Origin of the sequence: Klebsiella sp. GL120222-02 (genome assembly GCF_003097195.1) — a bacterium.
GTDB lineage: Bacteria > Pseudomonadota > Gammaproteobacteria > Enterobacterales > Enterobacteriaceae > Klebsiella > Klebsiella variicola.
The window spans coordinates 114,189-137,369 of the sequence record NZ_QEQO01000005.1; the positions used below are offsets into that span (position 1 = coordinate 114,189).

A 23,181-nucleotide genomic window follows, 5' to 3' on the forward strand; every position below is an offset into this window, starting at 1 on the left:
CGGAAAAAAAGCATGTTACAGGTATACCTTGTTCGCCACGGTGAAACGCAGTGGAACGCCGAGCGACGTATTCAGGGTCAGTCCGATAGCCCGCTGACCGCACACGGTGAGCGCCAGGCCTGGCAGGTTGGCGAGCGCGCCAGAACGCTGGGGATCACCCATATTATTACCAGCGATCTGGGACGAACCCGCCGCACAGCAGAGATTATCGCCGAAGCCTGCGGCTGCAGCGTGATCGCCGATGCGCGTCTGCGCGAGCTGGATATGGGGGTGCTGGAGAAGCGCCATATCGACTCGCTCAGCGACGAAGAAGAGGGCTGGCGTCGCCAGCTTGTCAACGGCACGCCGGATGGCCGTATTCCGCAGGGCGAATCGATGCAGGAGCTCAGCGAGCGGATGCATGCGGCGCTGGCATCCTGTCTGGAATTACCGGCCGGTAGCCGACCACTGCTGGTGAGTCATGGGATTGCGCTGGGCTGCCTGGTAAGCACGATTTTAGGGCTGCCAGCATACGCTGAGCGTCGTTTGCGACTGCGCAACTGCTCTATCTCGCGCGTTGACTATCAGCAAAGCCCGTGGCTGGCTTCCGGCTGGGTGGTGGAAACGGCGGGCGACGTCTCGCATCTTGACGCCCCCGCGATGGACGAGCTGCAGCGTTAACGACGAATCGGGATCAGATACTCGCAGCGTAACTGAATCGGCGTAGCCTGATCCCGGTTTTCATCTTCAGGGTAGAAGCGTTCAATATCCAGCCCCTTGCGACGGGTCAGGTTTAGCATCGGCATGCAGGTACCGTAGACCGTCAGGATGAATTCCTGCAGGCCGGTGCCCAGTCCTTCATACGTGAACATGACATACTCGCCGCCCTCCAGGGTGACCGGGTGGGCGTTCTGCAGATGACCATTAGCCATCTCCGGCGTCAACGCGGTGGTATAGAACACTTCCTGCTCATCGTCTTTCTCCAGGCTCGGACGCGGCTCATGCAGCCCGTAGAGCACCGGAGGGATCGACGGCGAATTGCCGAGGAAGTCCCGCCAGAACTGGACGCGCATCTGGTTGCGGAAATCGGAGATTTCCTCGAGCTTACAGGTATAGCTCTGGGTGACGCCGAGCAACTGAGTGGTGGGCAGGGCGACAAATTCATGCTTTGGCAGCGTGAATTCGCCAAGACGCAGCGGCGGACGCATACCGAACGAGCTCCAGTCCGGGGAGCGGCGGTAGAGCGCCGGCGTCAGCGAGAACTGCTTTTTAAATGCCCGGGTGAAGGTCTGCTGGGAGTCGAAACGGTACTGAAGCGCAATATCAAGGATTGGACGGGCGGTTAGACGTAATGCGACAGCAGATTTCGATAACCGGCGCGCGCGAATATAGGCACCGATGGCATGGCCGGTGACATCCTTAAACATTCGCTGTAAATGCCACTTGGAATAACCTGCCTTCGCCGCCACATTGTCCAGAGAAAGCGGCTGATCCAGGTGACCTTCCAGCCAGCTAAGGAGATCGCGAATAATCCCTGCTTGATCCATAAAATGTCCCCATCCTTAAACACAGGTGCCTGATATTAAAGTAGCGGATAATAGCATTTTTTGATGTTTTAGCATTCAGTGTTTTTTTTGCTTTTAAATGCGGAAGGTCAGTGGAGCTGAACGATAATTTTGTAAAGCTGTGATCTATAAACCTTTTCTGCTAAGTGCGTGATAATCACTCAGCTATATTTTTTAATAATGGTAACAATATGAAATACAAGAAGTTTGCGATGGGCCTGCTGCTGCTGGCCGGCTGCCAGATGGCTCAGGCGGAGCAGATTGGTTCCGTGGATACGGTCTTCAAATGGTTAGGGCCGGATCACAAAATTGTCGTCGAAGCCTTTGACGATCCGGATGTGCAGAACGTGACCTGCTATATCAGCCGGGCGAAAACCGGCGGGATCAAAGGCGGGTTGGGGCTGGCGGAAGATACCTCCGACGCGGCCATCTCCTGCCAGCAGGTCGGGCCGATTGAGCTGACGGACAAAATCAAAAACGGCAAAAGCCAGGGCGACGTGGTGTTCCAGAAGCGCACCTCGCTGGTGTTTAAAAAACTGCAGGTCGTGCGTTTCTATGATGCCAAGCGCAATGCGCTGGTCTATCTGACCTACTCGGATAAAGTGGTTGATGGCTCGCCGAAGAACGCCATCAGCGCCGTGCCGATCATGCCATGGAATAAATAAACGGGAGCGCGCATGCAGCAGCCACGGATTTGGTTAGTCGAGGATGAACAGAGTATCGCTGATACCCTGGTTTACATGCTGCAGCAGGAGGGCTTCCAGGTCACCGTCTTTGGCCGCGGGTTGCCCGCGCTGGAGGCGGCGGCGCATCAGGCGCCCGATGTCGCCATCCTTGACGTCGGCTTGCCGGATATCAGCGGCTTTGAGCTCTGTCGGCGCATGCTGACGCGTTATCCGGCGCTGCCGGTGCTGTTTCTGACGGCGCGGAGCGACGAGGTCGATAAGCTGCTGGGGCTGGAAATCGGCGCTGACGATTATATCGCCAAGCCGTTTTCGCCGCGCGAAGTCTGCGCGCGGGTGCGAACCGTGCTGCGGCGACTGCAGAAGTTTGCCGCGCCTTCGCCGGTGGTGCGCGTCGGCGAGTTTGTGCTCGATGAGCAGGCGGCGTCGATAAGCTGGTTCGGCCAGCCGCTGAACCTGACGCGCTACGAATTCCTGCTGTTGAAAACCCTGCTTCACGCGCCTGGTCGCGTCTTCTCCCGTCAGCAATTGATGGAGCTGGTGTGGAGCGATGCCTGGGAAAGCCTCGACCGTACCGTCGATACCCATATCAAAACCCTGCGCGCCAAGCTGCGGGCCGTGAATCCCGAGGTTACGCCGATCAATACCCATCGCGGCATGGGCTACAGCCTGGGGCGTGGCTGATGCGTATCGGCATGCGCCTGCTGCTGGGCTATTTTCTTATCGTCGCTATCGCCGCGTGGTTTGTGCTGTCGATCTTTGTCCAGGAAGTGAAGCCAGGCGTGCGCGGGGCGACGGAGGGGACCCTCAACGATACCGCCACGCTGCTGGCGGCGCTGGCGCGTGAGGACCTGCTGGCGGCAAATCCGCAGCAGGGCAGGCTGGCTCAGGCCTTTCAACAGCTCAACCAGCAGCCGATCAACGCCCATATTGGCGGAATTAAAAAGGTGCGTAATGAGTACCGTGTCTATCTGACCGATGCCAGGGGCAAGGTAGTGTTTGACTCCAGCGGACAGGCGACAGGGCAGGACTATTCGCGCTGGAATGACGTCTGGCTCACCCTGCGCGGCCAGTACGGCGCGCGCAGTACGCGCAGCGATCCGCATGATGAAACCAGCTCAGTCATGTATATCGCCGCGCCAGTGATGGATAAGGGGCGGATTATCGGGGTGCTGAGCGTCGGTAAACCCAACCTGGCGATGACGCCGGTCATCAAGCGCAGCGAACGGCGGATCCTCTGGGCCGGCGGCGCCCTGCTGGGCATTGCGTTGTTGATTGGCGTCGGCGTCGTCTGGTGGATCAATTTCTCTATCGGCAAGCTGGTGCGCTATGCGGACTCGGTGACCGCTGAGCGCCCGCTGCCGCTGCCGGAGGTTGGCAGCAGCGAATTGCGCAAGCTGGCCCAGGCCCTGGAGAGCATGCGGGTAAAGCTCGAAGGTAAGAATGCCATCGAAAACTATGTCTATGACCTGACCCATGAACTGAAAAGCCCGCTGGCGGCCATCCGCGGCGCGGCGGAGATCCTGCGCGAAGGGCCGCCGCCTGCTGTGGCGGCGCGGTTTACTGATAATATCCTCGCGCAAAACACCCGGATGCAACTGCTGGTGGAGCGGCTGCTCCAGCAGGCGCGACTGGAAAGCCGGCTGGAGATAAAGCAGCAGCCGGTGTCGATAGATGCGCTATACCAACGGCTGACGGAGGAGCGTGACATCGCTCTGGCGGCGAAAGCTATCACCCTGCGCTGGCGGGAGAGTGGGATGCTGGTCAATGGCGATGGCGAGCTGCTGGCCCAGGCGCTGGGTAATCTGCTCGACAACGCGATTGACTTTACCCCCCAGGGCGGCGAGATCGCCCTGGCTGCGGAGAAGCGAAATGAAGAGGTGCAATTGAGCGTTATCGACAACGGGTGCGGTATTCCGGACTATGCCCTGGAACGAATCTTTGAGCGATTCTATTCGCTGCCGCGCGAAGACGGCCATAAGAGCAGCGGCCTGGGACTGGCGTTCGTTCGTGAAGTCGCGCGCCTGCATCAGGGTGATATTCATCTGCACAATCGCCCCGAAGGCGGCGTGGTCGCCACGCTGCGGCTTCACCGTCCCTTCACATAGCTTCAAATTCCCCCCACATAGCCGCTCTACAGTGAGGCCATCACGATAGGGAGAAAGGCTATGTTGAAATCACCGTTATTCTGGAAAATCACCACGTTAATCGGTTGTGTTGTGCTGTTATCTTTGCCGTTAATGATGGTCAGGGAGCTTATTAATGAGCGGGCGGATTATCGTAGCGAAGTGGTGGACGCCATTGAGCAAAGCACCAGTGGCTCGCAAAAACTCGCCGGGCCGCTGATCGCCATTCCGGTGACCGAGACCCTGACCCGCATGGAGAATCAAAAAGAGGTCAACTATCAGCGGAGCTGGGAGTACTACTGGCTGCCGGAGTCGCTGGCGGTCACCGGCAAACAGACCGTGGAGTCGCGGCGGGTGGGTATCTACAGCGGCCAGGTTTGGCATAACGCCTTGCAGATTAAGGCCTCGTTTGATCCGCTGCGTCTGGCGGCGCTGAGAAAAACGAATATCGTCTTAGGCCCGCCGCGGCTGGTGGTGAGCGTCGGCGATGCCCGCGGCATTGGCGCCATCCATGCCCCGGAGGTCAACGGTAACGTATTAAGCGTGGAGCCGGGGCTGGGGATAAGCGGCGATGGCGCAGGTATTAATATGCCAATGCCTGCGCTGGCGGAGGACAACAAGCCGCTTGAGATTGCCTTTTCACTCGATCTGAACGGGACGGGAGAGTTTTCACTGGTGCCGATCGGGCGTAACAGCGAGCTGCAGTTAACCAGTAACTGGCCGCATCCCGGCTTTCTCGGCAGCTTCCTGCCAACGCAACGGGAAGTGAGTGCTGCCGGCTATCGCGCCCACTGGCAAAGCAGCTGGTTCGCCAACGATATGGGGAGCTATTTTAAGGATGATATGGAGATCCCGTGGTCGCGGCTGCCAGCGTTCAGTGCCGATGTGATGTCCCTTGCCGACCAGTACCAGCTAACCGATCGGGCGACAAAATACGCCATCCTGTTAATTGGGCTGACCTTTATGGCCTTTTTCGTGTTCGAGAGCCTGACCCGTCGTCCCCTGCATCCGATGCAATATCTGCTGGTGGGCCTGTCGCTGGTGCTGTTTTACCTGGTGCTGCTGGCGCTCTCGGAGCACGTTGGATTTACCGCCGCCTGGCTGGCGGCCAGCCTGTCCGGCGTGGTGATGAACGGGGTCTATTTACAGGCAGTGCTCAGGGGATGGCGTAACAGCCTGCTGTTTGTCGCCGCGCTGCTGCTGCTGGATGGTGTGATGTGGTTTCTGCTGCATTCCGAGGACAGCGCGCTACTGCTGGGTACCGGGGTACTGGCGCTAGCGCTGAGCGTCCTGATGTTTTTGACCCGCCGGGTGGACTGGTATGCGTTATCGTTACCGAAAGGCAGTGCGCCCCCGCCGCCGGCTGCCGATGATGACAAGCTGCGCCTCTGGAAAGAGTGACGGCATAAAAAACGGCGCCCTTGGGGCGCCGTTTTCACATCATGACTGCGGAATAAAACGCATTATTCCTGCAGATCGCCACAGAAACGGTAGCCTTCACCGTGAATGGTGGCGATGATTTCCGGGGTATCCGGAGTGGATTCGAAGTGTTTACGAATCCGACGAATGGTCACGTCAACGGTACGGTCATGCGGCTTCAGCTCACGACCGGTCATTTTCTTCAGCAGCTCGGCGCGAGACTGAATTTTGCCCGGGTTTTCGCAGAAGTGCAGCATCGCGCGGAATTCACTGCGCGGCAGCTTGTACTGCTCGCCGTTCGGGCTCACCAGTGAGCGGCTGTTGATATCGAGTTCCCAACCATTGAACTTGTAGCTCTCCACGCTGCGGCGCTCTTCGCTCACGGTACCGAGATTCATGGTACGGGAGAGCAGGTTGCGCGCGCGGATGGTCAGCTCACGCGGGTTAAACGGTTTAGTGATATAGTCGTCAGCGCCGATTTCGAGGCCAAGGATCTTATCCACTTCGTTGTCGCGGCCAGTTAAGAACATCAGCGCGACGTCAGCCTGCTCACGCAACTCGCGCGCCAGCAGAAGACCATTTTTACCCGGCAGGTTGATATCCATGATTACCAGGTTGATATCATTTTCAGACAGGATCTGATGCATTTCCGCGCCATCGGTCGCTTCGAATACATCGTAACCTTCTGCTTCGAAAATACTTTTTAACGTGTTGCGTGTTACCAACTCGTCTTCAACGATAAGAATGTGCGGGGTCTGCATGTTTGCTACCTAAATTGCCAACTAAATCGAAACAGGAAGTACCAAAGTCCCTGACCTGCCTGCTGCATGTCGCAAATTAACATGCGCGGCGTAACATGACTAAAGTACGTAATTGCGTTCTTGATGCACTTTCCATCAACGTCAACAACATCATTAGCTTGGTCGTGGGTACTTTCCCTCTGGACCCGACGGTGTCAAAAACGGCTGTCATCCTAACCATTTTAACAGCAACATAACAGGCTAAGAGAGGCCGAACACCCAATAAAACTACGCTTCGTTGACATATATCAAGTTCAATTGTAGCACGTTAACAGTCTTGTGAAATCATTGCATCGTCATGCTCTTTATAGTCACAATCCTTACACAGCTCAACTAGTTGCGTGGATAAATTAATAAATACAGTGAATCCAATGCATGGAACGATGGCTCAGATGAAATTTCATTGCCCATCATATGGATAAATGGGTTCTGTTAACATACTCCTCGTCATGGCCTCCTGAGAACAGTTTAGATTTTTTTATGGGTAAGCAAACGCAATTTTAGTGATTTTTGTTGCAAATTTGTAAATTTTCACCGCGTAAAATGGTGGGGCCAGCGCTTCGCCAACGCCTGAGAGAGAGAAAGAAACCGCAATGCGTTTAACGATTATTTTAGTCGCCCCAGCCCGGGCAGAAAACGTCGGTGCCGCTGCCAGAGCAATGAAAACGATGGGATTTCGCGATCTCAGGATCGTGGACAGTGAAGCCCACCTGGCGCCAGCGGCACGCTGGGTGGCGCATGGTTCAGGTGATATCCTCGATGGCGTCACTACCTATCCAACCCTTGCTGCGGCGCTGCACGACGTCGATTTTACCGTCGCCACCACCGCCCGCAGTCGCGCGCGGTTTCATTACTACGCCACGCCGCAGCAACTGTTGCCGCTGCTGGAGGAGAAGGCGCAGTGGATGACGCACGCGGCGCTGGTTTTTGGCCGTGAAGACTCCGGGTTGAGCAATGAGGAACTGGCCCTGGCCGATGTGCTCACCGGCGTGCCGATGGTAGCGGATTATCCATCGCTCAATCTCGGCCAGTCGGTGATGGTCTACTGTTATCAATTAGCATCGCTTATGCAACAAACGGCTCCCGCCGCCGCCGCGGCAGATCATCATCAGCTGCAGGCATTACGCATCCGCACCGAGGCATTGCTTTCGCGTTTAGGCGTGGAAGAGGATGCCAAACTGGCCGACTGGCTGGCGCAACGAATGGGGCTGCTGCAGCAGCGCGACACGGCAATGTTGCATCGATTGCTGCATGATATTGAAAAAAACCTGCCAGAATAAAGCTCTGTCATATTTTTTGTTTATAGTTATCTGTGCTGTTTTTGTGGGCTGAATTCCGCCGAACTGGATGTTTTTTCTTGCCATGACGGCGCAATACGTAAGCTGGCTGAAATGGGGTTAATTGAGAAATTCATTGACTTAAGAAGGCAGATACTTTAACCAATATAGGCAGGACACACAGACAGATAAAAATACAGAGTACACAACATCCATGAATCGCATCGGCATGATTACCACCATTATCACCACCACCATTACCACAGGTAACGGTGCGGGCTGACGCGTACAGGAAACACAGAAAAAAGCCCGCACCTGAACAGTGCGGGCTTTTTTTTTGACAAGAGATCAAGGGGTAAGAACCATGCGAGTGTTGAAGTTCGGCGGTACATCAGTGGCAAATGCGGAACGTTTTCTGCGGGTTGCCGATATTCTGGAGAGTAATGCCAGGCAGGGGCAGGTAGCGACCGTACTGTCTGCCCCGGCGAAGATCACCAACCACCTGGTGGCGATGATTGAAAAAACGATCGGTGGCCAGGATGCCCTCCCGAATATTGCCGACGCTGAACGCATTTTTGCCGAACTTCTCCAGGGCCTTGCCGATGCCCAGCCCGCTTTCCCGCTTGCCCAACTGAAAGCCTTCGTTGAGCAGGAATTTGCTCAGATTAAGCATGTCCTGCACGGCATCAGCCTGCTGGGCCAATGCCCGGATGGGGTTAATGCCGCGCTGATCTGCCGTGGCGAAAAGCTCTCCATCGCCATCATGGCGGGTCTGCTGGAAGCCCGTGGACATAAAGTCAGTGTGATTAACCCGGTCGAAAAACTGCTCGCCGTGGGCCACTATCTGGAATCCACCGTCGATATCGCCGAATCCACCCGCCGCATTGCCGCTAGCCAGATCCCGGCAGACCATATGATCCTGATGGCCGGATTTACCGCCGGCAATGAGAAGGGCGAACTGGTGGTGCTGGGGCGTAACGGCTCCGACTATTCGGCGGCGGTACTGGCCGCCTGCCTGCGCGCGGACTGTTGCGAAATCTGGACCGATGTCGACGGGGTGTATACCTGCGATCCGCGCCAGGTGCCAGATGCACGTCTGCTGAAATCAATGTCTTATCAGGAGGCGATGGAGCTCTCCTACTTTGGCGCGAAAGTGCTGCATCCGCGCACCATTGCCCCTATCGCTCAGTTTCAGATCCCATGCCTGATCAAAAATACCGGCAACCCGCAGGCGCCGGGAACGCTCATCGGCGCCAGTCGCGATGAAGACGACCTGCCGGTGAAAGGCATCTCTAACCTCAACAATATGGCGATGTTCAACGTCTCCGGTCCGGGGATGAAAGGTATGGTCGGCATGGCGGCACGCGTCTTCGCCACCATGTCTCGCGCTGGCATCTCGGTGGTATTGATCACCCAATCCTCTTCGGAGTACAGCATCAGTTTCTGCGTGCCGCAGAGCGATTGCGCGCGTGCCAAACGGGCGATGGAAGATGAGTTTTATCTCGAGCTGAAAGAGGGGCTGCTGGAGCCGCTGGCCATTATGGAGCGTCTGGCCATCATCTCCGTGGTGGGCGACGGGATGCGTACCCTGCGCGGTATCTCGGCGAAATTTTTTGCGGCGCTGGCCCGCGCCAATATCAATATCGTGGCGATTGCCCAGGGCTCTTCCGAGCGCTCTATTTCGGTGGTGGTCAGCAATGACGACGCCACCACCGGCGTGCGCGTGACCCATCAGATGCTGTTCAACACCGACCAGGTGATTGAAGTGTTTGTCATCGGCGTCGGCGGCGTCGGCGGCGCGCTGCTGGAGCAGATCAAGCGCCAGCAGGGATGGCTGAAGAACAAACATATCGATCTGCGCGTCTGCGGTGTAGCCAATTCTCAGGCGCTGCTGACCAGCGTTCATGGCCTGAATCTGGAGAACTGGAGTGAAGCGCTGGCTGAGGCGAAAGAGCCGTTTAATCTTGGCCGTCTGATCCGCCTGGTGAAAGAGTACCACCTGCTCAATCCGGTGATCGTCGACTGTACCTCCAGCCAGGCGGTCGCCGATCAGTACGCCGACTTCCTGCGCGAAGGTTTCCATGTGGTGACGCCGAACAAAAAGGCCAATACCTCTTCGCTGGATTACTATCACCAGCTGCGCCATGCGGCCAGCAGCTCGCGCCGTAAGTTCCTCTATGACACTAACGTTGGCGCTGGCCTGCCGGTGATTGAGAACCTGCAGAACCTGCTCAACGCCGGCGATGAGCTGCGCCACTTCTCCGGGATCCTTTCCGGCTCTCTGTCCTTTATCTTCGGCAAGCTGGACGAGGGGGTGAGTTTCTCAGCCGCGACGGCGCTGGCCCGTGAGATGGGGTATACCGAGCCGGATCCGCGCGACGATTTATCCGGGGTGGATGTCGCGCGTAAGCTGTTGATTCTGGCCCGTGAGACCGGGCGTGAACTGGAGCTGTCAGACATTATCGTGGAGTCGGCGCTGCCGGCGGACTTCGACGCCAGCGGCGACGTCGAAACCTTTATGGCCCGTCTGCCCTCGCTGGACGATGGGTTTGCCTCGCGGGTTGCTAAGGCACGTGATGAAGGTAAAGTCTTGCGCTACGTCGGTAACATCGAAGAGGATGGTACCTGCCGCGTGAAAATTGCCGCCGTTGACGGCAACGATCCATTATTCAAAGTCAAAAATGGTGAGAACGCGCTGGCCTTTTACAGCCACTATTATCAGCCACTGCCGCTGGTGCTGCGCGGCTATGGCGCCGGGAACGACGTCACGGCGGCCGGCGTATTTGCCGACCTGCTGCGCACCTTGTCCTGGAAGTTAGGAGTTTAAGATGGTCAAAGTATATGCCCCGGCTTCCAGTGCCAATATGAGCGTCGGGTTTGATGTGTTGGGCGCGGCGGTCACGCCGGTGGATGGCACGCTGCTGGGCGATAACGTCACTGTTGAAGCGGCAGAGCAATTCAGTCTGCACAATCTGGGACGCTTCGCCAGCAAACTGCCGACGGCGCCGCAGGAAAACATTGTTTATCAGTGCTGGGAAAGCTTTTGCCGGGAGATCGGTAAGACGGTACCGGTGACGATGACCCTGGAAAAAAACATGCCGATCGGCTCCGGGCTTGGCTCCAGCGCCTGCTCGGTGGTCGCCGCGCTGGTGGCCATGAACGAGTTCTGCGGTAAGCCGCTCAACGAGACGCGGATGCTGGCGCTGATGGGGGAGATGGAAGGGCGTATCTCCGGCAGCATTCACTACGATAACGTGGCGCCGTGCTATCTTGGCGGCATGCAGTTGATGATCGAAGAGAACGGGATTATCAGCCAGCAGGTGCCGGGGTTTGATGAGTGGCTGTGGGTGTTGGCCTATCCGGGGATTAAAGTATCCACTGCAGAAGCGCGGGCGATTCTGCCGGCACAATACCGCCGCCAGGATTGTATCGCCCATGGTCGCCACCTCGCGGGCTTTATTCATGCCTGCTACACCCGCCAGCCGCAGCTGGCGGCAAAATTGATGAAAGATGTCATTGCCGAACCGTACCGTACCAAACTGTTGCCGGGCTTTAGCGAAGCGCGCCAGGCGACAATGGAGATCGGTGCGCAGGCTTGCGGCATCTCCGGCTCTGGCCCGACGCTGTTTGCGTTGTGTGATAAACCGGACACCGCACAGCGCGTCGCCGACTGGCTTGGCGCGCACTATCTGCAGAATCAGGAAGGCTTTGTTCATATTTGCCGGCTGGACACGGCGGGCGCACGCGTAGTGGGATAACCAATGAAACTGTATAACTTAAAAGATCATAACGAGCAGGTCAGCTTTGCGCAGGCCGTCACCCAGGGACTTGGCAAGCATCAGGGTCTGTTCTTTCCGCACGATCTGCCGGAATTCAGCCTGACTGAAATCGACGACATGCTGGCGCAGGATTTTGTCACCCGCAGCGCCAAAATTTTATCGGCCTTTATCGGCGATGAGATCCCGCAGGATGTCCTGCAGCAGCGGGTGCGCGCAGCGTTTGCGTTTCCGGCGCCAGTAAGCAAGGTTCAGGACGATGTCGGCTGCCTGGAGCTGTTCCACGGCCCGACGCTGGCGTTTAAAGATTTTGGCGGCCGCTTTATGGCGCAGATGCTGACCCATATCGCCGGCGATAAGCCGGTCACCATTCTCACCGCAACCTCCGGCGACACCGGGGCGGCGGTGGCGCATGCCTTCTACGGTCTGCCGAACGTCAAGGTCGTGATCCTCTATCCGCGCGGTAAGATCAGCCCGCTGCAGGAGAAGCTGTTCTGTACCCTCGGCGGCAACATTGAAACCGTGGCGATTGATGGCGACTTTGATGCCTGCCAGGCGCTGGTGAAGCAGGCGTTTGACGATGAAGAGCTGAAGGCCACGCTGGGGCTCAACTCGGCTAACTCCATCAACATCAGCCGCCTGCTGGCTCAGATCTGCTACTACTTCGAAGCGGCGGCGCAACTGCCGCAGGAAGCTCGCAATCAGCTGGTGATTTCCGTGCCAAGCGGCAACTTCGGCGATCTGACCGCTGGTCTGTTGGCCAAGTCGCTGGGTCTGCCGATTAAGCGCTTTATTGCCGCCACCAACGCGAACGACACCGTTCCCCGTTATCTGCAGGGCGGCGAGTGGGCGCCAAAAGCTACCCAGGCGACGCTGTCTAACGCCATGGACGTCAGCCAGCCGAACAACTGGCCGCGCGTCGAGGAGCTGTTCCGCCGTAAAATCTGGCGCCTGAGCGAGCTGGGTTACGCCGCGGTCGATGATGAGACCACCAAAGCGGCGATGCGCGAGCTGAAGGCCATCGGCTACATCTCTGAGCCGCACGCGGCGATTGCCTGGCGCGCGCTGCGCGATCAGCTGCAGCCGGGAGAGTACGGCCTGTTCCTCGGTACCGCGCATCCGGCGAAATTCAAAGAGAGCGTGGAAGAGATCCTGCAGGAAACCCTGCCGCTGCCGAAGGAGCTGGCTGACCGCGCCGACCTGCCGCTGCTGTCCCACAATCTGCCGGCGGATTTCGCCGCGCTGCGTAAGCTGATGATGGGCTAGTATTGTCGTTCATCCACCAGCTAAACCGGGCCTGGTGCCCGGTTTTTTTTACGCTCGAAGATGGAGATATTGTGTACGAACGAGCAATAAATGCGGCGCACTCTAGATTCAGATTGCAGAGAATAATCAGAATAGTTTTGTGGCGTTAATATTTTGCTATCGGCCCATAACGGGGACGGATAGAAGAGGTCACTTATGACAACGCTGAAATCTGCTTTGCTGGCACTTTCTATATTGCTGGTCGCTCCTGCGTTGGTTCATGCCGACGAAATCACCCTGCTCCCGGCGGTGAAGCTGCAAATCGGCGATCGCGATGATTATGGGCACTACTGGGATGGCGATCATTGGCGCGATCGTGACTGGTGGGCTCACCATTATGACTGGCGTGACGATCGCTGGCGCCCGCATGATGATTATCGCCACCATGATCGCGACGATGATGACGATCAAGGCCATCATGGCCATGGGCACGAGCGGCATCACCACGACGACTGATCATCTTTGCCCCCGCTGAGAGGCCGGGGGCATCGAGGCCTACTGCTCGTGGCGTTTAAACACCAGTTCGCCTTTCTCCGAAGCCTCCGCATCAAAGAAATAGCCTTCGCTATTAAAGGCTTTGAGCTGCTCCGGCTGGGTTAAGCGGTTTTCGATAATGTAGCGACTCATCAGACCGCGCGCCTTTTTCGCATAGAAGCTGATCACTTTGAATTTACCGTTTTTCTCATCGAGGAAGACCGGCTTGATCAGCTGACCCTGCAATTTTTGCGTTTTCACCGATTTAAAATACTCATCGGAAGCCAGATTGATGACGATATCGTCGCCCTGAGCCTGCAGCGCCTGATTCAGCTTCTCGGTAATGGTCTCGCCCCAGAACTGGTATAGATCTTTGCCGCGCGGGTTTTCCAGACGGATCCCCATCTCCAGGCGGTAGGGCTGCATCAGGTCCAGCGGGCGCAGCACGCCATACAGGCCGGAGAGCATGCGCAGGTGTCGCTGGGCGAAGTCAAAGTCGTCCTCGGTGAGCGTCTCTGCCTGCAGGCCGGTGTAGACATCGCCCTTAAAGGCAAGGATCGCCTGGCGGGCATTTTGCGGCGTAAAGTCAGGATGCCAGTCGTGGAAACGGGTGGCGTTCAGATCCGCCAGCTTGTCGCTAATGCTCATTAGCTTGCCGATTTGCGGCGCGGTCAGCTTACGAGCGATGCCGATAAGTTGTTGAGAATACTCGAGGAGTTCGGGCTGGGTATAGCGAGTCGTTGCCAGCGGGCTTTGATAATCGAGCGTTTTAGCAGGTGAAATCAGAATCAGCATATCCAGTCCTTGCAGGTAATTTCGACGAATTTTAACAAAAAAAGTGCATGGTGGGAGCGATAGCTGCGATTGCCGCGCTATTCGCGCGGCAGTTCATTCCAGGCGCCCGGGGCCAGTTGCTGGTGAATATCCGGGTAGCGGGCGGCATCGAAAGTGGGCTGGATACCCAGCCGCCGCTGGCGCAGATAATCGCTGGCGATAATCCGCACCGTCGGGGAAAGCAGCAGGATGGCCGTCAGGTTGGTCATCGCCATCAGCGCCATGATGATATCCGCGCTCTGCCAGACGACAGGCAGGCTTACCAGGGTCCCCAGCAGCACCATCAGGACGGTGAGTATTCGCAGCCCCCAGATGTAGCGAGGCTTATCCAGATGCAGAAAGACCAGATTATTTTCCGCATACACGTAGTTGGCCACAATAGAGCTAAAGGCGAACAGCAGCACGATGAAGGCGATAAAATCGGCTCCCCAGCCGCCGACCAGCACGCTCATCGCGTGTTGTAAGTCCTGAATGCCATTGAGCGTATATTCATTGTCGGGGCGCGGCGCCAGCATGACGATAATCGCGCTGGCAGTACAGATCACGATGGTATCGATAAACACGCCAATCATCTGCACGATCCCCTGCGCTGCCGGGTGCGGCGGCCAGGAGGCGGCGGCCGCGGCGGCGTTAGGCGAAGAACCCATCCCTGCTTCATTGGAGAACATGCCGCGCTGGAAGCCACTGGTCAGTGCCTGGCTGATGGAGTAGCCCACCGCGCCGGCGGCGGCTTCCTGCCAGCCGAAGGCGCAGCGAAAGATGGTAGCAAAAATGGTCGGCAGGGCGGTGACGTGCCACAGGCCGATGAGCAGACTGGTGGCGATCCACAGCAGCGCCATGATGGGCACCAGCCATTGCATCAGGCGCGCCACGCCGCGCAGGCCACGGAGAATGGCCAGGAAAACGAAAATGGCCAGCACGCCGCCGCTGACTGCCGCTGGCAGATCGAACGCATAGTGCAGGGCATGGGCCACCGAGTTGGCCTGCACGGTATTAAAGATAAATCCATAGGCCAGCAGCAGAAGGATCGAAAACAGGACACCCATCCAGCGCATGCCGAGACCGCGCGCCATATACCACGCCGGGCCGCCGCGAAACTGTCCCTGGCTGTCGCGCTCTTTGTATAGTTGCGCAAGAGAACACTCAGCGAAGCTGCTGGCCATGCCGAGCAGGGCGGAAACCCACATCCAGAATACGGCCCCAGGCCCGCCGGCAGCGATCGCCAGCGTCACCCCGGCAAGGTTGCCGCTGCCGACCCGGGCGGCAAGACTGGTACAGAGCGCCTGGAAGGACGTTAAACCGCCCGGCTGCGGGTGCAGGCTTTTTTTCAGACTGCGGCCGAATTTGCGCACGTAACGAAACTGAATACCCCGGGTTTGCCAGCTAAACCAGATCCCCGCCCCCAGTAACAGATAAATCATCACTGAGCCCCAGAGTATTTCATTGATAAATGAGAGAAAATCAGGCATTAAACATCCTCTTGTCCATGCCGGTACGCTTGTGTAAGCGTTACCAATTAAGTGACAATCCTTTCGCTTTCAGCAAATTAAGCGGCACAGTTTATCACACTCTGCGCTCTTCTCTCGTCGGCGGTTGCGCTGACCCGGCAGCGTGTTATCATCTGGGCAGACCGGTTACATCCCCTTAACTGCTGTTTAAGAGAAATATATCATGACGGATAAATTAACTTCTCTGCGTCAGTACACCACTGTCGTCGCTGACACCGGAGATATTGCGGCAATGAAGCTGTATCAGCCTCAGGATGCCACCACCAACCCTTCCCTGATTCTCGGCGCGGCTCAGATCCCTGAGTACCGTAAGCTGATTGATGACGCTGTGGCCTGGGCACGTAGCCAGAGCAGCGATCGCGCGCAGCAGATCCTCGATGCTTCCGACAAGCTGGCGGTGAACATCGGTCTCGAAATCCTGAAACTGATCCCGGGCCGTATTTCCACTGAAGTGGATGCACGCCTCTCCTATGATACTGAAGCGTCTATCGCGAAAGCCAAGCGCATCATCAAGCTGTATAACGACGCGGGCATCAGCAACGATCGTATTCTTATCAAGCTGGCTTCCACCTGGCAGGGCATTCGCGCCGCTGAACAGCTGGAAAAAGAAGGCATCAACTGTAACCTGACGCTGCTGTTCTCCTTCGCTCAGGCTCGCGCTTGCGCCGAAGCGGGCGTCTTCCTGATTTCGCCGTTTGTTGGCCGTATCCTCGACTGGTACAAAGCCAACACCGACAAGAAAGAGTACGCGCCGGCAGAAGATCCGGGCGTGGTTTCCGTCAGCGAAATCTACGAATACTACAAGCAGCACGGCTATGAAACCGTGGTGATGGGCGCCAGCTTCCGTAATGTTGGCGAAATCCTGGAACTGGCCGGCTGTGACCGCCTGACCATCGCCCCGGCGCTGCTGAAAGAGCTGTCTGAAAGCGAAGGCGCCGTTGAGCGTAAACTGGTTTATACCGGCGAAGTGAAAGCGCGTCCGGAACGTATTACCGAATCTGAGTTCCTGTGGCAGCATAACCAGGATCCGATGGCGGTAGACAAACTGGCGGAAGGTATCCGTAAGTTTGCGATCGACCAGGAAAAACTGGAAAAAATGATCGGCGAACTGCTGTAATCCCGCAGGTGGCCGACGCCCGTCGGCCACATTACACTGTCTGTCCCGCCTCCGGCAGTGTATCATTTCGTTTAACGCCACAGTTTGAACGGAATAACCATGAATACCTTACGAATCGGCTTAGTTTCCATCTCCGATCGCGCCTCCAGCGGCGTCTATCAGGATAAAGGCATCCCGGCACTGGAAGAGTGGCTGGCGCGTGCCCTCACCACCCCTTTCGAACTGCAAACCCGCCTGATTCCGGATGAGCAGGTGATCATTGAGCAAACGCTGTGCGAACTGGTTGACGAGATGGGGTGCCATCTGGTGCTGACCACCGGCGGAACCGGCCCTGCGCGTCGCGATGTGACGCCTGACGCAACGCTGGCGATTGCCGATCGCGAGATGCCGGGCTTCGGCGAGCAAATGCGCCAGGTTAGCCTACACTTTGTGCCGACGGCTATCCTTTCCCGGCAGGTCGGGGTGATCCGCAAGCAGGCGTTGATCCTCAACCTTCCCGGACAACCGAAAGCGATTCAGGAGACCCTGGAAGGGGTAAAAGATGCTGACGGCAAGGTACTGGTGCACGGTATTTTTGCAAGTGTACCTTATTGTGTACAGTTGCTGGAGGGGCCTTATGTGGAAACCGATGGCCGTGTGGTAGAAGCATTTCGTCCTAAGAGCGCCAGGCGCGAAACTTTATCCTGAATTTAATGCATTTGTGACATAACCTGCATCGCTGATGGTGTGCCGTTTTATTTACGATATAGTGCTGTTTACTTTACACGCTATAAATCACGCTGCACACCTCAGGATGAAATCGCGTTATGTCATATGCAAACCGACCGCTAAACCGCCAGGATTATAAAACGCTGACGCTGGCCGCCCTGGGCGGCGCGCTGGAGTTTTATGACTTTATCATTTTCGTTTTCTTTGCCGCCGTCGTCGGTGAGCTCTTCTTTCCCGCAGATATTCCCGAATGGCTCCGTCAGGTACAAACCTTTGGCATTTTCGCCGCCGGTTATCTGGCGCGCCCGCTGGGGGGGATCATCATGGCCCACTTTGGCGATCTGGTGGGACGCAAGAAAATGTTCACCCTCAGCATCCTGCTGATGGCGCTGCCGACCCTGGCGATTGGCCTGCTGCCAACCTATAGCTCGGTGGGCATCGTCGCGCCGTTGCTGTTACTGCTGATGCGTATTATGCAGGGGGCGGCGATCGGCGGGGAAGTTCCTGGCGCCTGGGTGTTTGTCGCCGAGCATGTCCCGGAAAAACGCATTGGTATCGCCTGCGGTACGCTGACGGCCGGCCTGACGGTTGGCATTCTGTTGGGGTCGGTGGTGGCGACGCTTATCAACACCAGCCTGACGCCGCAGGGGATCCACGACGGCGGCTGGCGGATCCCCTTCCTGCTGGGCGGTGTATTTGGTCTGATTGCGATGTATCTGCGTCGCTGGCTGCAGGAGACGCCGATTTTTCTTGAGATGCAGCAGCGTAAAACGCTGGCGCAGGAGCTGCCGGTAAAAGCGGTAGCGCTGAAGCACCAGAAGGCGGTGGTGATCTCTATGCTGCTGACCTGGCTGCTGTCGGCAGGCGTGGTGGTGGTGATCCTGATGTCGCCGGTCTGGCTGCAGAAACACTATGGCTTCGCGCCGGCGATTACCCTGCAGGCCAATAGCATCGCCACGATTATGTTGTGCATCGGCTGTCTGCTCGCCGGGCTGGCGGCGGATCGCTTTGGCGCCAGCCGGACTTTCATCGTCGGCAGCCTGCTGCTGGCGGTTGCCAGCTGGGCATTTTACCACCTGTCCGGCGCCAGCCCGCAGCGGCTGTTTCTGCTCTACGGCACGGTGGGGCTCTGCGTCGGGGTGGTAGGGGCGGTGCCTTATGTCATGGTGCGGGCCTTCCCGGCTGAAGTGCGCTTCACCGGCATCTCATTTTCCTACAACCTGTCGTACGCGATCTTTGGCGGCCTGACGCCGATTGCGGTCACCATGCTGATGGGCGTGTCGCCGATGGCGCCAGCCTGGTATGTGCTGGCCCTCTCGCTGATGGGGCTAGGATTAGGTATCTGGCTGCGTCAGGGGATGACGGCGTCGGCGGGATTGCCGGAAGGGGAACTGCAGCGTTGAGTCTAGTCTACCGATGATGACCTGCCGCCGCCCTGTGACAGGACGGCGGCGGACGATTAACGTGGTTCGCCGATCGGCAGCACGGTGCGGCCGAACTGCTCGTTCAGCACTTCACCCATCGCCAGGTAAATAGCGCTGGCGCCACAAACCAGGCCGACCCAGCCAGCGACTTTCACAATGCCTTCGTTATCCACCAGATGACCAATCGCCAGCAGCGCGAACAACACGGTCAGGCTCAGGAAGACAAACTGCAGCATGCGGGCTGCTTTCAGGGTGCCAAAGAACATAAACAGGGTAAAGACGCCCCACAGGCCGAGGTACATGCCGAGGAAGTGCGCGTTAGGCGCTTCCGCCAGACCCATTTTCGGCATCAGGAGGATAGCCACCAGCGTCAGCCAGAAGCTGCCGTAGGAGGTAAAAGCGGTTAAGCCAAAGGTGTTGCCTTTCTTGTATTCAAGCAGGCCGGCAAAAATTTGCGCAATGCCGCCGTAAAAAATGCCCATCGCCAGGATAGCTACATCGAATGCGAACAGGCCGCTATTCGCCAGGTTAAGCAGAATAGTGGTCATGCCGAAGCCCATAAGGCCCAGCGGTGCCGGATTAGCCAACTTAGTGTTGCCCATAATTCCTCAAAATTATCATTAAAAGGGAAGCATTACCCCGCGACTTGGCGGCGGGGCGCGGCATAATAATGAGGCGCTGAAGGGCTGTCTATGATCTGGCGGGGTATTTTTCACCAATTTCTGTTGCGCCCGACGGCGGCTGGATCATTTGCCGTAAACAGGCAATATGCAGGACCGCAGGGATGGTGACCCGGTAAGCGCTGCCGCTCACCGCTTTGACGCTGTTCAGCGCGGCGCCGAGCGGCCCGCCCAGCCCGGCGCCGCGCACCAGACGATGACCAATAACGCTTACGGCGGCATGGGTGCGCAGAATGGCGGTTAAGCGCTCGTCCAGCAACAGGGCGACCCCTTCGCTTAGCTTGCGGTGCCTCAGCAGATGGGGCAACAGATTTTCCAGCTCATGGCTCCGGCAATCCACCGCGGCAAGAAATTGTGCCTTTTGCTCCGCATCCAGCTTATTCCAGCTGTGCTGCAGGAAATGTTCCAGTAACTGCTGTTCGATCAGCGGCGTCGTCATCTGTTTGTCGACCTTCGCCTTCAGCCGTTTACACACATCCAGCAGGATCGCGCGATAAAATTTGCCGTGGCGGCGTAGGGTGTTGGCGATGCTGTCGCCGCCAAAATGCTGTAGCTCTCCGGCAATCAGCTGCCAGTTGCGGCGATAGCGTTCAGGGTGGCCCTCCATTGCTAAAAAGGTCTCGTTGCGCAGCAGCGTGCTGGAGAGGCGGGGTTTGCCGTTTTCGCCGTGGGTCAGAATACGGGTAAAAGCTTCCAGATGCGCCTCGCTGCACTCAGGAAGAAAGGCCAGATCGTCATCTGCCAGATAGTTAATATGCATAAATCATCCCTCCTCAGGATAACGAGGTTAGTCGTCGCCGATAATTTTTAATGAGGCCATATCTGAGGAGTGGACCGTGTGGCCGGAGAAGGCGATTTTCTTCACACAGCGTTTGCTGTCGTTATCGCTATTGATGTTGATCCAGCCGGAGGTGCTGCCCTCTCTTATCCCGGCGGGGACGTTCAGCGTATGGCTGGCGCCGCGGCTGGCCTTAAAGTAGACCGTCGCCCCGGAGAGCTGTACATCGCCGCGCTCGGCGCTGAGCTGAATGCGTTTGACGACCCGACAGACCGGGAGTTTCAGCGTCAGGTCGTTGGTTTCATTGCGCGGCATGGCTACCACACCGAGGATTTTATGGTCGTTGGCGGCCGCCGAGGTGATAAACGATAAGCCGAGGATAAGCCCCGCGGAAATCCGGAATAGTGGTTTCATCAATCTGTCCCCTGAATAAGTAAAGTGCGACGGCGAGGGATATTATCACCAGGGGCGTGGGGCCATTAGCGCGCAAGTATTGCGGGTTATGTCAATGATATTATGAATATATTTTGTTTTCACATTCATCATTTATATATGCATTTCGCTGCCTCTTTTGGCGCCTGACAATGTCGCTCGGGACGCTTTTCACGACTCAGGTCGGGGCACGGTGCAAAAAATTTTTAGGCTTGCCCCTTGATGCCGGGGTGGGCGACCCCATCTTGTAGTCAACCGCAGTGAAGAACCTGAAAAAAAATGATGTCTGGGCAGTTGAAACCGCACGTTTCGCCCTTATTACAGGTTCACAACCACATGTTGATCGAATTTTTAGTGGAGACGTTTAGATGGGTAAAATTATTGGTATCGACCTGGGTACTACCAACTCTTGTGTAGCGATTATGGATGGCACTACTGCACGCGTGCTGGAGAACGCCGAAGGCGATCGCACCACGCCTTCTATCATTGCCTATACCCAGGATGGTGAAACTCTGGTTGGTCAGCCGGCTAAACGTCAGGCAGTGACAAACCCGCAAAACACCCTGTTTGCGATTAAACGCCTGATTGGCCGCCGCTTCCAGGACGAAGAAGTTCAGCGTGACGTTTCTATCATGCCATACAAAATTGTTGCCGCAGACAATGGCGACGCATGGCTGGATGTGAAAGGCACCAAAACTGCACCGCCGCAGATCTCTGCTGAAGTGCTGAAAAAAATGAAGAAAACGGCTGAAGATTACCTGGGTGAACCGGTAACTGAAGCGGTTATCACCGTACCGGCTTACTTCAACGATGCGCAGCGTCAGGCAACCAAAGATGCCGGCCGTATCGCCGGTCTGGAAGTCAAACGTATCATCAACGAACCAACCGCGGCGGCGCTGGCTTACGGTCTGGATAAAGAAGTCGGTAACCGCACTATCGCGGTATACGACCTCGGTGGTGGTACTTTCGATATCTCTATTATCGAAATCGACGAAGTTGACGGCGAGAAAACCTTTGAAGTACTGGCGACCAACGGTGACACCCACCTGGGCGGTGAAGACTTCGATACGCGTCTAATCAACTACCTCGTTGATGAGTTCAAGAAAGATCAGGGCATTGACCTGCGTAACGACCCGCTGGCCATGCAGCGCCTGAAAGAAGCCGCTGAGAAAGCGAAGATTGAACTGTCTTCTGCTCAGCAGACCGACGTTAACCTGCCGTATATCACTGCAGATGCGACCGGTCCGAAACACATGAATATCAAAGTGACTCGCGCGAAACTGGAAAGCCTGGTAGAAGACCTGGTTAACCGTTCCATCGAGCCGCTGAAAGTGGCCCTGCAGGATGCCGGTCTGTCCGTTTCCGATATCAACGACGTGATCCTCGTTGGTGGTCAGACTCGTATGCCGATGGTGCAGAAAAAAGTCGCTGAGTTCTTCGGTAAAGAGCCGCGTAAAGACGTTAACCCGGATGAAGCTGTGGCGATCGGCGCAGCGGTTCAGGGGGGTGTACTGACGGGTGATGTGAAAGACGTTCTGCTGCTGGACGTAACCCCGCTGTCGCTGGGTATCGAAACCATGGGCGGCGTGATGACAGCGCTTATCAACAAAAACACCACTATCCCGACCAAGCACAGCCAGGTGTTCTCTACTGCAGAAGACAACCAGTCTGCGGTAACCATCCATGTGCTGCAGGGTGAGCGTAAACGCGCGTCTGATAACAAATCACTGGGTCAGTTCAACCTGGATGGTATTAACCCGGCGCCGCGCGGTATGCCGCAGATCGAAGTCACCTTCGACATCGATGCTGACGGTATCCTGCACGTTTCCGCGAAAGACAAAAACAGCGGTAAAGAGCAGAAGATCACCATCAAGGCGTCTTCCGGTCTGAATGAAGAAGAAATTCAGAAAATGGTTCGCGAAGCAGAAGCTAACGCCGAATCTGACCGTAAGTTCGAAGAGCTGGTACAGACCCGTAACCAGGGTGACCATCTGCTGCACAGCACTCGTAAGCAGGTTGAAGAAGCAGGCGATAAACTGCCGGCTGATGACAAAACCGCTATTGAATCTGCGCTGACCGCGCTGGAAACTTCCCTGAAAGGCGAAGACAAAGCGGACATCGAAGCGAAAATGCAGGCGCTGGCGCAGGCTTCTCAGAAGCTGATGGAAATTGCTCAGCAGCAGCACGCTCAGCAGCAGGCGGGTTCCGCTGACGCTCAGGCGAGCAACGCGAAAGACGACGATGTTGTCGACGCTGAGTTCGAAGAAGTGAAAGATAAAAAATAATCGCCCTTTGA

23 protein-coding genes and 1 other annotated feature are annotated in these 23,181 nt (G+C 56.8%); of the genes, 16 read left to right on the forward strand and 7 right to left on the reverse strand.

All coding sequences use genetic code 11. The annotated features are described in order from the left end of the window. Window positions 1–12: 12 nt before the first annotated feature. Window positions 13–660: a 2,3-diphosphoglycerate-dependent phosphoglycerate mutase GpmB gene (gene gpmB / locus N438_RS16505; RefSeq protein ID WP_008807516.1), complete on the forward strand. Its 648-nt coding sequence runs from the start codon at window positions 13–15 to the stop codon at window positions 658–660. Here the strand turns inward: gpmB and robA are convergent. Further along, the gene (gene robA, locus N438_RS16510) at window positions 657–1,526 is read right to left on the reverse strand and encodes an MDR efflux pump AcrAB transcriptional activator RobA (RefSeq protein ID WP_008807515.1); all 870 of its coding nucleotides are present in this window, start codon (window positions 1,524–1,526) and stop codon (window positions 657–659) included. The genes gpmB and robA overlap by 4 nt on opposite strands. Before the next feature lie 209 nt (window positions 1,527–1,735). Between robA and creA the strand changes: the two genes are divergently transcribed. Genes creA through creD form a run of 4 tightly spaced genes read left to right on the forward strand, consistent with a single transcriptional unit; the run spans window position 1,736 to window position 5,754 of the window. Continuing rightward, window positions 1,736–2,209, forward strand: coding sequence for a protein CreA (gene creA / locus N438_RS16515; RefSeq protein ID WP_012542917.1), 474 nt, complete (start codon window positions 1,736–1,738; stop codon window positions 2,207–2,209). Between the two features lie 12 nt (window positions 2,210–2,221). Continuing rightward, on the forward strand, window positions 2,222–2,911 hold the full coding sequence (gene creB / locus N438_RS16520) for a two-component system response regulator CreB (RefSeq protein WP_032731599.1): 690 nt from the start codon (window positions 2,222–2,224) through the stop codon (window positions 2,909–2,911). After that, window positions 2,911–4,335 carry a two-component system sensor histidine kinase CreC gene (creC, locus tag N438_RS16525; protein ID WP_116696377.1) on the forward strand — a complete coding sequence of 475 codons (1,425 nt, stop codon included), beginning with the start codon at window positions 2,911–2,913 and terminating at the stop codon, window positions 4,333–4,335. Before creB ends, creC begins: the two co-directional genes overlap by 1 nt. A 60-nt stretch (window positions 4,336–4,395) precedes the next feature. Further along, complete coding sequence (creD, locus tag N438_RS16530; RefSeq protein ID WP_165818805.1) at window positions 4,396–5,754, forward strand: cell envelope integrity protein CreD; 1,359 nt, start codon at window positions 4,396–4,398, stop codon at window positions 5,752–5,754. Window positions 5,755–5,816: 62 nt separating this feature from the next. Here the strand turns inward: creD and arcA are convergent, their stop codons facing one another. Beyond that, a complete protein-coding gene (gene arcA, locus N438_RS16535; RefSeq protein WP_002887843.1) occupies window positions 5,817–6,533 on the reverse strand; it encodes a two-component system response regulator ArcA in 717 nt (238 codons plus the stop codon). Between the two features lie 95 nt (window positions 6,534–6,628). On the opposite strand from arcA, the gene yjjY reads away from it, so the two are divergent. From yjjY to N438_RS16575, 7 genes are all read left to right on the forward strand, one after another. Further along, window positions 6,629–6,769: a protein YjjY gene (gene yjjY, locus N438_RS16540; RefSeq protein WP_001541509.1), complete on the forward strand. Its 141-nt coding sequence runs from the start codon at window positions 6,629–6,631 to the stop codon at window positions 6,767–6,769. 396 nt (window positions 6,770–7,165) lie between these two features. Then, window positions 7,166–7,852, forward strand: coding sequence for a tRNA/rRNA methyltransferase (locus N438_RS16550; protein ID WP_008807510.1), 687 nt, complete (start codon window positions 7,166–7,168; stop codon window positions 7,850–7,852). Between the two features lie 211 nt (window positions 7,853–8,063). Further along, a complete protein-coding gene (gene thrL / locus N438_RS16555; RefSeq protein WP_004222578.1) occupies window positions 8,064–8,132 on the forward strand; it encodes a thr operon leader peptide in 69 nt (22 codons plus the stop codon). After that, window positions 8,071–8,188, forward strand: a sequence feature (Thr leader region). It overlaps the preceding gene by 62 nt. Before the next feature lie 25 nt (window positions 8,189–8,213). After that, window positions 8,214–10,676, forward strand: coding sequence for a bifunctional aspartate kinase/homoserine dehydrogenase I (gene thrA / locus N438_RS16560; protein WP_008807509.1), 2,463 nt, complete (start codon window positions 8,214–8,216; stop codon window positions 10,674–10,676). Window position 10,677: 1 nt separating this feature from the next. Further along, the gene (gene thrB, locus N438_RS16565) at window positions 10,678–11,607 is read left to right on the forward strand and encodes a homoserine kinase (RefSeq protein ID WP_008807508.1); all 930 of its coding nucleotides are present in this window, start codon (window positions 10,678–10,680) and stop codon (window positions 11,605–11,607) included. Window positions 11,608–11,610: 3 nt separating this feature from the next. After that, the gene (thrC, locus tag N438_RS16570) at window positions 11,611–12,891 is read left to right on the forward strand and encodes a threonine synthase (RefSeq protein WP_008807507.1); all 1,281 of its coding nucleotides are present in this window, start codon (window positions 11,611–11,613) and stop codon (window positions 12,889–12,891) included. A gap of 195 nt (window positions 12,892–13,086) precedes the next feature. Beyond that, window positions 13,087–13,386, forward strand: a complete 300-nt coding sequence (locus N438_RS16575) for a DUF2502 domain-containing protein (RefSeq protein WP_012968980.1) — start codon at window positions 13,087–13,089, stop codon at window positions 13,384–13,386. A gap of 39 nt (window positions 13,387–13,425) precedes the next feature. On the opposite strand, the gene yaaA is transcribed toward N438_RS16575, so the two are convergent. Both yaaA and N438_RS16585 read right to left on the reverse strand, forming a co-directional pair. After that, the gene (gene yaaA / locus N438_RS16580; protein WP_008807505.1) at window positions 13,426–14,199 is read right to left on the reverse strand and encodes a peroxide stress protein YaaA; all 774 of its coding nucleotides are present in this window, start codon (window positions 14,197–14,199) and stop codon (window positions 13,426–13,428) included. 77 nt (window positions 14,200–14,276) lie between these two features. Beyond that, window positions 14,277–15,707: a sodium:alanine symporter family protein gene (locus N438_RS16585; protein WP_043875810.1), complete on the reverse strand. Its 1,431-nt coding sequence runs from the start codon at window positions 15,705–15,707 to the stop codon at window positions 14,277–14,279. A 202-nt stretch (window positions 15,708–15,909) separates the two neighbouring features. On the opposite strand from N438_RS16585, the gene tal reads away from it, so the two are divergent. The 3 genes from tal (at window position 15,910) to N438_RS16600 (ending at window position 18,974) form a co-directional block, all read left to right on the forward strand. Then, on the forward strand, window positions 15,910–16,863 hold the full coding sequence (tal, locus tag N438_RS16590; protein WP_004204228.1) for a transaldolase: 954 nt from the start codon (window positions 15,910–15,912) through the stop codon (window positions 16,861–16,863). A 99-nt stretch (window positions 16,864–16,962) separates the two neighbouring features. Next, on the forward strand, window positions 16,963–17,550 hold the full coding sequence (gene mog / locus N438_RS16595) for a molybdopterin adenylyltransferase (protein WP_008807503.1): 588 nt from the start codon (window positions 16,963–16,965) through the stop codon (window positions 17,548–17,550). Between the two features lie 119 nt (window positions 17,551–17,669). Beyond that, window positions 17,670–18,974, forward strand: a complete 1,305-nt coding sequence (locus tag N438_RS16600; protein ID WP_116696378.1) for an MFS transporter — start codon at window positions 17,670–17,672, stop codon at window positions 18,972–18,974. Between the two features lie 56 nt (window positions 18,975–19,030). On the opposite strand, the gene satP is transcribed toward N438_RS16600, so the two are convergent. From satP to N438_RS16615, 3 genes are all read right to left on the reverse strand, one after another. Then, window positions 19,031–19,597 (reverse strand): acetate uptake transporter, encoded by a 567-nt coding sequence (satP, locus tag N438_RS16605; protein ID WP_012542907.1) that lies wholly within the window; start codon window positions 19,595–19,597, stop codon window positions 19,031–19,033. A gap of 88 nt (window positions 19,598–19,685) precedes the next feature. Further along, window positions 19,686–20,435 carry an acidic protein MsyB gene (gene msyB / locus N438_RS16610; RefSeq protein WP_116696379.1) on the reverse strand — a complete coding sequence of 250 codons (750 nt, stop codon included), beginning with the start codon at window positions 20,433–20,435 and terminating at the stop codon, window positions 19,686–19,688. A gap of 27 nt (window positions 20,436–20,462) precedes the next feature. After that, entirely contained in the window at window positions 20,463–20,867 is a 405-nt protein-coding gene (locus N438_RS16615; RefSeq protein ID WP_023339565.1) for a DUF2541 family protein, read from the reverse strand. Window positions 20,868–21,253: 386 nt separating this feature from the next. On the opposite strand from N438_RS16615, the gene dnaK reads away from it, so the two are divergent. Then, on the forward strand, window positions 21,254–23,170 hold the full coding sequence (gene dnaK / locus N438_RS16620) for a molecular chaperone DnaK (RefSeq protein ID WP_008807498.1): 1,917 nt from the start codon (window positions 21,254–21,256) through the stop codon (window positions 23,168–23,170). Window positions 23,171–23,181: the final 11 nt, after the last annotated feature.